Origin of the sequence: Prosthecobacter sp. (assembly GCF_049294395.1) — a bacterium.
In the GTDB taxonomy this organism is placed as follows: Bacteria; Verrucomicrobiota; Verrucomicrobiia; order Verrucomicrobiales; family Verrucomicrobiaceae; genus Prosthecobacter.
Genome location: NZ_JBAQCR010000028.1, coordinates 1 through 10422 on the forward strand (window position 1 = coordinate 1; position 10422 = coordinate 10422).

The following is a 10422-nucleotide window of genomic DNA, read 5'->3' on the forward strand; positions in this document are numbered from 1 at the left end:
GGCCGCCGGGGTGGCCCTGCTGCGGACGGAACTGGAGGGTGCGCCAGGGTTTGCCAAACTTTACACCGGTGGGCAGAGAGCCGAGCGCGCCGGGAGAGGCGATGAGGCGGTTGGGCGTGAAGAAGACGTTGTCCACCGTGGTGTGCTGGTTGGATTCACTGAGGTAGGGGACGCCACCATTGGCGACTTTGTTCACGTTGCCCTCATCGGGTTTGTTGATGTAGGGGCCGTCGCGCGCTGGGCCCGGGCCGTTGTCAAAGTCGCCGTAGAGTTGTGCAGCCGTGGTGGCGGCGTTAAAGTAGGGGAGATCCGGGATGCGAGTGTTTGGATAAGTGGCTCCGGCCTTGGTGGCGACGAGACGGCTGGGGACGTCGGACTTGGTGCCGTAGTCATATCCGGGCAGCTGATTGGAAACGAAATTGGTGAAGCTGTGGGCGAGCCTGCGAGTGCCGTAATAGCGATGCGGCTGCCACTGGCTGGCGTCCACCACGTTCATGGCGGAGGTGAGACGGTAGTCGCCATGCTTGATGGTGACGGTCTGCACCACGTCGCTGCCTTCTTCGATTTCGGCCTGCGCCACGCTGGAGGAGACCTGTGGCTTAAAGAGGCGAACAGCAGAGTCTTCGGCATCAAAGCCGAAGAAGTAGGCACCACGGGCGGGCTGCGAGCCGGTGCGGGCTGCCACGTTGTCCCGGAACATGCGGCCGCGCTGAGTGGCGGTGCTGTTTTTTGTGAAGGTGCTGTAAAAGCCTGAGGAATCGTTTCGGATGGCGGTCTCCTGGGCCTTGGTGAGGCTGATGCCGAGGGCACCCCGGCTGTAGAATGTCCACCAGGCGGGAGCTTCCAGCTTGTCGTTCGCCGCAGTCATGGCGTTGTTGAACTGCCGCACCAGCGTGGGGGCGGGCATGGTGGGTGCAGCAGGGAAGCTGGGTGTGAGCGTTTGTACAAGGACGGCCTGAGTGTCTCCGCTAGCGGGGATGCGGTTGAGGTGTCCGCTGTAGATTTCGATGCTGAGATCCGCCTGGGAGAAGTTCATGGGCTTGCTGCCGTCACGGCCCACGTCGATGTCGATGAAGTTGCTGAGGAGGTTGTAATTGATCACGCTGGTGTCATCGCCAGAGGAGGCGGAGGGTTTGACTTTCCAGTCGGCATTGCCCCAGTTGTTGTCAGCGGTCATGGGTGCGCGAGCGACGGCCTCGCGACCACGCAGGACGCCTTTGAGACCGATGCCGTAGCCGCCGGTCATCTGGCTGCCGGTATTGGTAGCACGCCGCCCGGTGTAGAGGAACTCGCTGTCATTGGGGAAGAGCTGCTGCCCATTGACACGGAATTTCTTGAGGCCGGAGACGCGCACGGTGAACTCGGGTTCCAGAAGCGTGTATCCTGCGGCAGGCACGAAGAACTCCAGCAGCAGGCGTGACTGGATGCGGCGGATGCCGGGCTGCAGCGGGGTGTTTTTGTTGAGCTGGAAGTTCCAGTTTACGGACTGGTAGCCTGGATGCGCGGGGTCCGGGCCGTAGGGGAATCCAGCGGTTTTGGGCCAGGTTTTGGTGTTTGCCTTTTCGCCGCGGAAGGGATTTGGAGCGGGCACCGGGGGGAAGTTTGAGTACCAGCGAGCCTGCGGTGTGGCACCATTGATCGTGGGCGCGGTGCGGCCGCCGGGCCTGCCCATGGCGGGATAGACTTCAGGATAGGTGTTGGCAGGGTCGTCGGTGTTGTCTGCGGCGCAGATGAAATGCAGACCGACTTCGGTGACGGTGGGAAAGCGGCCGATGCCCTGGTAAGTTTTGCCGCCGGTGGCCCACTGTGATGGCGTGACCTGGCCGTGGCCGGGATAGCCCAGTGCCTCAACGAGTCCAGAGCCACTGGCGTCCGGGCTGTCTGGGTCTGAGCGGAAAAAGCGTGGGTCGGTGAAGGTCTTGAACTGAAACGTGCGCGATGAACCGGAGGCGTAGCCAAGGAGGAAGTTCTGCGTGGCATCGACGCCGGGAGTGATGACCTTGGGGTCCTGCACAATGTTGCCGTCATGCAGGTTGGTGCTGCGGACGTAGTCGAAAATTTCGACGAGGATCTGCCGCAGGTCATCGCCGTACTTGGCTGAGAAGTTCTGGCTGGGCACGGCGGCGAAGCCGGGCATGGGGTTTTGCAGGAGAGTGTAGAGATAATTCAGCAGGGCCTGGTTTTCCGGGCGCTGAATGTCCTGCGTGGTGGAGTCGGCATTGCCACGCTGAAAGATGTATTTGCGCAGACCTCCGGTGCCGCTCTGGCGCAGGGTGGAGCAGAAGGCGATGAGCTGATCATACGAGGTGCTGTAATCGGCTCCACGGTAGCTGACGGGCCACAGGGCGATCTTGGGGAGGCCGTGCAGATTCAGCTCCGGGGAGCGGCTTTGTGCGGTGAGGAAGAAGCCTTTCCGCTGGAGGACGTCCCGCGCCTGCACACCCAGGCCGAAGTTGTTTTCTGTGCGGTTCTCTTGGAGCAGATATTCATCCAGGCTGGCGTAGAGCCGCTCCTTGCGAAAGGAGGCGAGCTTGATCTGGGCGATGCTGCTGTCCTGAAAGGACTTGGTGCCGCTGACAGAGCCGCCGGTGCCGATCTTGGGCGTGAGGCGATAGATGACATCCTTGTCTGGAGGGGTGAGCGTTTTGCCGGGAAAGAGAATGGGGCTGAGCGCGGTGGTGGCGGGATGGCCGGGATAGCGCTGGAGTTCTCCATTCACAGGCTGGTAGCGGGCATAGGCCGCATCGTCTTCGTGGTAGAAAGTGGGGACGGCCCAGGGGGTGGGCTCGGAGGCGGTGTTGATGTTCACCTTGCTGCTCTCGTCATCGGTCCAGAATGCGATGCGGCCGACGATGGGATTGTCCACAGTCGGTGAGACGGCAGCGACAAATTTGTTCTGCAGGTCCAGCGTACCCATCGTGCCATCGCGCAGCAGATAGAGCCACTCCACCGGCATGGGCAGGCGCTGGCTGTCTCCTCCGGTGGTCTTCACTCCGGTGACGGTGCGGCCGTTGACGAGCTTGTCTGAAAACGAGAAGCCGCTGACGGTGTCAGTCTGCCCGGTCATGGCGCGTGGATCGATGATGGGGAAATGCAGCGTGGTGGTGCCGGTGGTATCGATGCGGTGGATCGGACGGTTCAGATCGACGTAGCGCGCCTTGAGCTCCTGCCAGTTTGTGGGCGGAGTGTCATTGAGCAGGGAGACTTCCGCATCGGTGCCGCCGTTCACAACCATCTGAGAGCTGGAGTAGAGCTTGTAAGCAGCGAGCAGATCTCCGGAGGCATCATGCTGGCGGATGAGTCCGGGCTGGGAGGTCCAGACCTCACGGCCGATGTTTTGCGCGTTCGGCGTGGTGCCTTTGCGCAGCTGCGCGATGGCCACGTCCACTGCAAGATCGCCAAACTGACGCACCTGCTGGCCGCTGGCGTAGCGGGTGGCTCCTTTCAGCTCAGAACCGGACATGGAATACACCGCGAGCATGAGGGTGAGCATGAGCGCGAGCATGAGCACGACCATGACCAAGGCCATGCCACGGCGGCGGGAGCTGGAGCGGGAAGCAGAAAGTTTCATGAGAAGAAGCGGGGGCTGAAGCGCTGTGATGCCTGGAAAGAGGGCGTGCGCGTGGAGAGGCTGATCCTGAAGCAGGAAGCCAAAGAGACAGAACAGACGGGTGCTGAGGAAAGACGAACTGGCAGGGGCAGCCCGTCACCACATCACCTCAACGACATCCACAAAGCCGGAGCATGGCCGGCGTCGAAGCGAGAATGGGGAAGTCTGAGTGCAGGGGATTTTTCATTGGTTCCGTGGAGTGGACCGCGGCCTTTCCCATGGAGGGGATTCGGACGCGGGCGCATTTTGAAAAGTCCTTCCGTTTTCGGATCGGTTCTTTGATGTACCGGTTTAAAGCATATCTATCTAGTGGGAGATTAAGCTTTTATATCACTCTTGTCCAGTAGGAATATAAGGCTTTTTGTCTTCCGGCAGATTTCGGACGCAGCCGGTGGCGCGGACGGGTGAAAATTGCTTTTTAGCGCCGTGGTGAGCGGTGGCGCATGACGAGGGCAGCCACACCCTCTGGAGACGGAAGGGCGCGGTTGTTGAAGCGGCTGATCACGCTAGGGCATGAGTTCAGCGAATCTGCGCTTGCAACAAACAGTCCGGGCTATGCCACCGAGTCCAGCAGCACGGCCAGGAAGCCGTCTGATGGATCGGCATGCCTAGCGCTGGCTTTTCTCCTGGCGGACTTTTTCGGGGCTGCAGCGCACTGTTCCTGTTTGCGCAGGGTGACTTCCACCACGTTTTCCAAGGTGTAACGGTCCAGGATGTTGGCAATCGCGTTGCGGACATCGATCATGAGCATGCGCAGTCCGCAATGCGTTTCGTCCGGGCAGGAGCACTTCTCATACTCCGTCTCGCTGGCGCAGCCGATGGGGGCCAGCTTGCCGTCAATGAGGCGGACGATTTCGCCCATTTTGATCGATTTCATTGGCTTGGCCAGCCGCGTGCCGCCGTATTTGCCGCGAGTGCTTTCCACGTAGCCGGCTGTGCGCAGCTCGAAGAGAATGGCCTCAAGAAACTTGAAGGGAAGGTGCTCCTGCTCGGCCAGTGAGGAGACGGAAATCACGCCTTCTTTTTGTCTCTCGGCAATGCCCAGCCGTATCATGGTGCGCAAGGCATATTCTCCGCGTTTGGTCAGTCGCATGGCAATAATTATGAAAGGGCTACGCCCACCGGGCAAGTAGGAATAATTGATTTCACCTGTGGAGACTGGAGGTGCGTTCGGCTACCTGGAATCTCTGGACGTGGCGATGGGCATGATGCCGAGATCGCGGGCGTCGGGGATGGAGATAAGCTGGATGTCTGGATCGGCGTCCTCGGAGTCGTCTTCGAGCTCGGTCTTGTACTTCTTGAGGTTGGCATTGCCGATTTTGACGGCGCTGGTGAAGGTCTTGTAGGAGGCTTTGAACTCGGTGAGTTTGGCTTTCTCGGTGAGATTGGCGATTTCTTCGACGGAGCGGATTTCGTCGTTGCCGAGCATGGTGGTTTCGAGGCCGATGCGTTTGGCGTCTTCGCCATCGCCGAGGTCAAAGGCGAGGAAGCAGTGGCCGGGGACCATGACGAGGTAGGAGGTGATGCCGATCTTGCTGAGGACGGAGGCCATGAGGACGGAGCCGTCCACGCAGTTGGCCTGAGTGGCCCGGACGGAGTCATCGAGAAAGCGCACGGTCTGGCTGACGACGTATTTGCTGGGGAGGGTGTGGGAGACGTCGCTGTATTTGATGCCGCGGCGCTGGAGGGCGTTCCAGATGGCGAAGACCTGCATCATGACGTCTTTGGGCTCTTCGGACTGGTAGCCGGAGAAGTCGGAGACGATGCCGCTTTTGAGGGCTTCCTTGAGGATCATGTCCACCTCAGGGTGGTTTTCATTCACGTAGGCGGCAAAGAGCCAGGAGAAGTCGTCGAAGTCCTCGCCTTCTTCGTCCATGAGGACGTAGAACATGCAGTCATTGATGGAGCGCATGACGTAGGTTTCGTGGTCGTCGGGGACGGCGACGCCATTGACGGTGGCCTGGAAGGTGACGTTGATGGGGCGCTGCTGGCGGACTTTGAGGAGGGCATCGTAGTCCCAGAGGGCCTTGGGGAAGATGCGGGCTTCGCCGGCTTTGGTGATGCGGGTGACTTTGCCTTTCCAGGTGGAGGGCTTGAGGAAGCCGTCGATGGAGATGGTGACTTCAACCTGGGCGTTTTTGGGGAGGCCGGTGAGATCGACGGCGAGCCAGCCGTTTTCGTCGCCATAAATGGGGATTTCCTTTTTGCTGGGCTTGGGGTCGTCAGCGGTTTTTTTGTCCTCGGCGATCTGGTCGTCGCCGTTCCAGTCCACGGTGGCGGTGGAGACGATGGCGCTGGGGTAAAGATCGGTCTCGGTGTAGGACCAGGGGTCCAGGGTGACCTCTGCCTGCAGGAAGGAAGTGAGGGCGGTGCAGAGGAGCAGGGAAGGGAGGGGAAATCTCATGGTGAGGCGTTGAATATCAAAGGGGAAGGTGCCGTGCGAGCAGGGGCGGCAGAAAGGAGGCACAGTATCAAGCAGCGATTCTGGTGCGCTGGAAAAACGACATGGGAATAAAGATTTGCCGGGCTGACTTTGCGAGGAGGGCTTCTGGCTGCTTGCACTCGCAGGGACCACTGGCACGGTGGGGCATGCCAAAGCGGATCGCTATTTTTGGAGGCAGCTTCAACCCCCCGGGGAACCACCATGCCGCCATCGCCATGCGACTGGCGCAGGATTTTGACGAGGTGCGGGTGATCCCCTGCGGACCACGGCCGGACAAGCCGGAGACGGACAGCGTGCCATCGGTGTACCGGGCGGCGCTGGCGGACATCGTGTTTGGGGGGCTGCCGAAGGTGACGGTGGATCTGTCTGACTTTGAGCAGGAAACTTTTACGCGGAATCATGAGCTGCAGCGGCGCTTTGAGGCTGAAGGGGAGCTGTGGCATGTGGTGGGGGCGGATCTGGTGACGGGAGGTGCGAAAGGGGAGTCGCTGATCCAGCGGACGTGGGCGCAGGGGCTGGAGCTGTGGGATCGGGCGAATTTTGCGGTGCTGAAGCGGCCGGGCTACACGATGAGTGATGACGACCTGCCACCTCATGCACGGGTGATCGAGCATCTGGTTGAGGGCTCCAGCACGGAGATCCGCGAACATTTGAGCCATGGAAAATGTGTGCGCGATCTGGTGCCGCCACGGGCGGAGGCCTACCTGGCGCGCTACGGCCTGTACCGTGCGCCGGTGCCAGGGAACTGGGCGCGGGGCACGCTGGAGGACGCGAAGTTTTTCCTGCAGGCGGATGTGGAAAACCCGAAGGTGCGTGAGCTGAGCCAGCTGCTGGATGGCAGGCATGTGGCGGCGGGGGAGGCGGATTTCATCAACGTGATCGGCGGGGACGGGGCGATGCTGCGGAGCATCCGCGAGCACTGGCGGAAGAGGCTGCCGTTTTTCGGCGTCAATGCGGGGCACCTGGGATTTTTGCTGAACGGGCCGGATCAAGTAACGGCGAATTCGTTTCCGCCGAGTGATGTGATTTTCCGGCAGATGCCCATGTTGTTCCTTGAATTTGAGGACGAAGAAGGGCGCAGGCATCCGGCGCACGGGTTCAATGATTCGTGGCTGGAGCGTGCGACGAGCCAGTCGGCGTGGCTGGAGATCACTGTGAATAACGTGCGACGAATTCCCAAGCTGGTATGCGACGGGGCCCTGGTGGCAACGGCTGCCGGATCGACTGCGTATGCGCGGAGCATGGGGGCGGCACCGCTGCTGGCGGATACGCCGGCATGGTTACTTGTGGGCTCGAACGTGCTGCAGCCGGCGCACTGGCGCAGCGCGCTGCTTTCTCCTGACACGACGGTGGAGATCCGGAACATCGACCCGAAGCACCGGCCGGTGCAGGCGTATGTGGACGGGCTGAGCATGGGGCGTGTGGTGGCGCTGCATGCGCGGATGTCGCGCGCGGCGGCGGCTGAGCTGGTGTTTTGCGCCAGCCATGACATGGCGGAAAAAATCGCAGCGATCCAATTTGGCGCATGATCCCAGCGTTACAAAAAGACGATGCGCTGCTGGCGGACATGGCGGCGGCTTCACTGGACGAAGACACGCTGCATGTGTGGTGGCTGGGGCAGAGCGGATTTTTGGCGCAGTGGGCCGGGGAGCGGCTGCTGTTTGATCCCTACCTCTCCGATTCACTGACGGAAAAGTATGCCGCCACGGACAAGCCGCATGTGCGGATGACGGAGCGCTGCATCGACCCGGGGCGATTGACGGGCATCAGCCGTGTGACGGCGAGCCATGTGCATACGGATCATCTGGACGGTGCGACGCTGGTGCCGCTGGCGGAGGCGAATCCGGGCATTCGGCTGTATGTGCCGTATCCGGTCATTCCCGAGGCCAAGAAGAGGCTGGGGGATGCCGACGTGACCTACTGCGGCACGGGGGACCGGGACAAGTATTTCGAGGGAAAATGGGAAATTCGCGGGGTCATTGCCAAGCACAATGAGGTGATCCGTGATGAGGATGAGCACTGCCACTGCACGGGTTTTTTGGTGAGATGCGGGCCGTTTACGATCTACCACAGCGGGGACACGCTCTGGCACGATGACATCGTGCGCATGGCGCGGCAGTTTTCTTGTGATCTGATGCTGCTGCCGATCAATGGGAACCGGCCGGAGCGGCGGGTGGCGGGAAACCTGAATGGCACGGAGGCGGCGGCGCTGGCCAAGGTGGGGGAGGCAAGGCTGGTGGTGCCCTGTCACTACGACATGTTTGAGTTTAACACGGAGACGACGGACGAATTTGTGAGCGCCTGCGAAAGGCTGGAGCAGCCGTACCGCGTGATGCGGTGCGGGGAGCGGCTGGAGATGAAGAAGGCGGAATAGGCCCTCACTTGGCGATGGCCTGGCCGCTGGCGGTCCAGGCATTGAAGCCGCCTTTGAGGAGGAGGATGTTTTTGAAGCCGAGCTGGTGCATCTGGACGGCGATGAACTGGGCGCGGCCGCCGATGGCGCAGTGGACGATGCAGGGCTTGGTTTTGTCGAGCTTGGCGATGGCATCAAGGGCCTGCTGGCCGTGGAAGTAGTCGTAGTTGAGTGATTTGAGGATGTAGCCGCGGATGTGGCGCTCGTCCTCGGTGCGGACATCGATGATCAGCGTGTCCGGTTGATCGACGAGCTGGCGGACGACTTGATCCGGGGCGATCTCATGAACTTCGGGAGGGACAATCACGGCGGGAGGCAGCACGGGGCTGGCGGGCGGCTCCGCTGCGAGGGCAAAGGTGCAGAGTCCGAAGAGCAGGAGTGCTGGCATGAGGAGGGGATTCATGAAGGACGGAAATTTGCCTCTTTGTGGGGAGTTGGCGAGCGGAAGTCGCGGAGGTGGTCGTGGACTGACGTTACCAGATGAAGCTTTAGCTTATTGTTAGTATGGAAAATTTCATTCAAGATAATCCCTTTTTATTAAAATTTAAGGCATAGATAATAATGGCCATATTATTCTAATGGAGGTTGGAAGGGCTGAATTATGAGAAGAATTAAATCGCCAATTAAATCCAGATTGGATGAAATTGGGGCACACAACGGGGGATTGGGGTGCTTTTCGAAGGGAAAAAGCTTTATACTTTGGCCGTATTCGAAAAAAGACAGGCGCGAATTATCGGGCCTTAAGCCTAGCCTTTAGCAGGGAAAACGACTGCAAAGACTGAAACAGAAGCGAATAGATGTGTCTCAATTGTAAAAAATATGAAAATAATCATTGAACTTATTTCCACAATAAATTACAATTTCCATAATTCGAGGCTGAACAACTCCACAAGCTGATCATCTCGAATGCAAAACCAACAGCCAAACACACACAACACACTATGAAAAACATCAAGCTCAACACTTCCCGCAAAGCTGGCTTCAGCCTCGTGGAAATGCTCGTCGTCATCGCCATCATCGGCATCATCGCCGACATCGCGATCCCGAACATCGGCAACCTGAACGCAAGCGCCCGTGACGCTTCGGCCCGCCGCAATGCGCAGACCGTTGCCTCCGTGGTGAATGCCGCCATCGCCGCTGGCGCTGACACCAGTGAGATCACCACCACTGCATTGGCTGTTGCCGCTGCTGAAAGTGGTACACTGTCCCCAACGAAGGGTGCATTCGCGGGCAAGATCTTCACCTCTGGTCCCATCAATACTGAAGATCGCACCGCGGTGATCGGCTACCTGAACTGGGACGACGGCAACAAGCAGCTGAAGTACGACACGACCTCCTCGCAGTAGTCCAAGGCTCAGCTAACGTTTCGCCCGGCTCATTGTTGATCTAAAAACAACAGATTCGGACGCTTCACGTCCGCCGGGGAGGTGACTCCCCGGCGGCTTTTGTGCGATATGCAAATTTAGGTGGCACTGATTATGAACATGACAATAAAGAGGAGGAGGGAGCAGGGATTTAGTTTTGTTGAGGCCATCTTCACGATTGCCATCATCGGCATCATGTCATCGATCGTGGTGGCAGCGATTTCGAATGCCTCACGCGATGCGCACCGTGTCATGGCACGGCAGCAGCAGGCGTCGGTGCAGAGCGCGCTGACGGCGTGGGTGATGGCGCAGATGCGCGTGGGCAGCACAGCTCAGTTTCGCAGTCTCGAAAGCGTGCGCTCCGAGTATAATTCCAAGGCCTCCAGCCAGGAACGTTTCGAGCTGCTGAAACCCAACCCGAGATCGACGGATCCGAGTGCGCGGGTCGGATTTCTCGATCAGACCACGGCCGATCATTTTACGGATTACACGAGCAACCCCAATCAACTGCAAACCGCTGCCTTGTACAATGCGCAGCAGTACCTGACGCTGCCAGACTGGCAGCAAGGCGATTTTCCCCGTGTGGATCTGG

8 protein-coding genes and 1 pseudogene are annotated in these 10422 nt (G+C 59.7%); 5 read left to right on the forward strand and 4 right to left on the reverse strand.

Annotated elements, in window-relative coordinates:
• The 3 genes from vccA to WAW39_RS01740 form a co-directional block, all read right to left on the reverse strand.
• Positions 1-3571 (reverse strand): Verru_Chthon cassette protein A (vccA, locus tag WAW39_RS01730; protein ID WP_422315132.1); only part of this gene is annotated, 3571 nt, incomplete at its 3' end.
• A 592-nt stretch (positions 3572-4163) separates the two neighbouring features.
• Entirely contained in the window at positions 4164-4703 is a 540-nt protein-coding gene (locus tag WAW39_RS01735; RefSeq protein ID WP_422315134.1) for an RrF2 family transcriptional regulator, read from the reverse strand.
• 81 nt (positions 4704-4784) lie between these two features.
• Positions 4785-6014 (reverse strand): hypothetical protein, encoded by a 1230-nt coding sequence (locus WAW39_RS01740; protein WP_422315136.1) that lies wholly within the window; start codon positions 6012-6014, stop codon positions 4785-4787.
• A 185-nt stretch (positions 6015-6199) separates the two neighbouring features.
• On the opposite strand from WAW39_RS01740, the gene WAW39_RS01745 reads away from it, so the two are divergent.
• Together WAW39_RS01745 and WAW39_RS01750 are read left to right on the forward strand one after the other, a co-directional pair.
• The gene (locus tag WAW39_RS01745) at positions 6200-7582 is read left to right on the forward strand and encodes an NAD(+)/NADH kinase (protein ID WP_422315138.1); all 1383 of its coding nucleotides are present in this window, start codon (positions 6200-6202) and stop codon (positions 7580-7582) included.
• The gene (locus tag WAW39_RS01750) at positions 7579-8427 is read left to right on the forward strand and encodes an MBL fold metallo-hydrolase (protein ID WP_422315140.1); all 849 of its coding nucleotides are present in this window, start codon (positions 7579-7581) and stop codon (positions 8425-8427) included. The genes WAW39_RS01745 and WAW39_RS01750 overlap by 4 nt, the downstream gene beginning before the upstream one ends.
• 4 nt (positions 8428-8431) lie before the next feature.
• On the opposite strand, the gene WAW39_RS01755 is transcribed toward WAW39_RS01750, so the two are convergent.
• Positions 8432-8869: a rhodanese-like domain-containing protein gene (locus WAW39_RS01755; RefSeq protein ID WP_422315142.1), complete on the reverse strand. Its 438-nt coding sequence runs from the start codon at positions 8867-8869 to the stop codon at positions 8432-8434.
• Positions 8870-9407: 538 nt separating this feature from the next.
• On the opposite strand from WAW39_RS01755, the gene WAW39_RS01760 reads away from it, so the two are divergent.
• From WAW39_RS01760 to WAW39_RS01770, 3 genes and pseudogenes are all read left to right on the forward strand, one after another.
• On the forward strand, positions 9408-9812 hold the full coding sequence (locus WAW39_RS01760; RefSeq protein ID WP_422315144.1) for a prepilin-type N-terminal cleavage/methylation domain-containing protein: 405 nt from the start codon (positions 9408-9410) through the stop codon (positions 9810-9812).
• A gap of 138 nt (positions 9813-9950) precedes the next feature.
• Positions 9951-10004, forward strand: a pseudogene (locus tag WAW39_RS01765) (hypothetical protein); the annotation flags it as partial.
• A 21-nt stretch (positions 10005-10025) separates the two neighbouring features.
• Positions 10026-10422: hypothetical protein (locus tag WAW39_RS01770; protein WP_422315146.1), on the forward strand; the 397-nt coding region annotated here is incomplete at its 3' end.

Bases quoted from the DNA above. Each gene is read 5' to 3' on its own strand.
- WAW39_RS01735 (WP_422315134.1), bottom strand. From the start codon at position 4,703: ATGCGACTGACCAAACGCGGAGAATATGCCTTGCGCACCATGATACGG.
- WAW39_RS01740 (WP_422315136.1), bottom strand. From the start codon at position 6,014: ATGAGATTTCCCCTCCCTTCCCTGCTCCTCTGCACCGCCCTCACTTCC.
- WAW39_RS01745 (WP_422315138.1), top strand. From the start codon at position 6,200: ATGCCAAAGCGGATCGCTATTTTTGGAGGCAGCTTCAACCCCCCGGGG.
- WAW39_RS01750 (WP_422315140.1), top strand. From the start codon at position 7,579: ATGATCCCAGCGTTACAAAAAGACGATGCGCTGCTGGCGGACATGGCG.
- WAW39_RS01755 (WP_422315142.1), bottom strand. From the start codon at position 8,869: ATGAATCCCCTCCTCATGCCAGCACTCCTGCTCTTCGGACTCTGCACC.
- WAW39_RS01760 (WP_422315144.1), top strand. From the start codon at position 9,408: ATGAAAAACATCAAGCTCAACACTTCCCGCAAAGCTGGCTTCAGCCTC.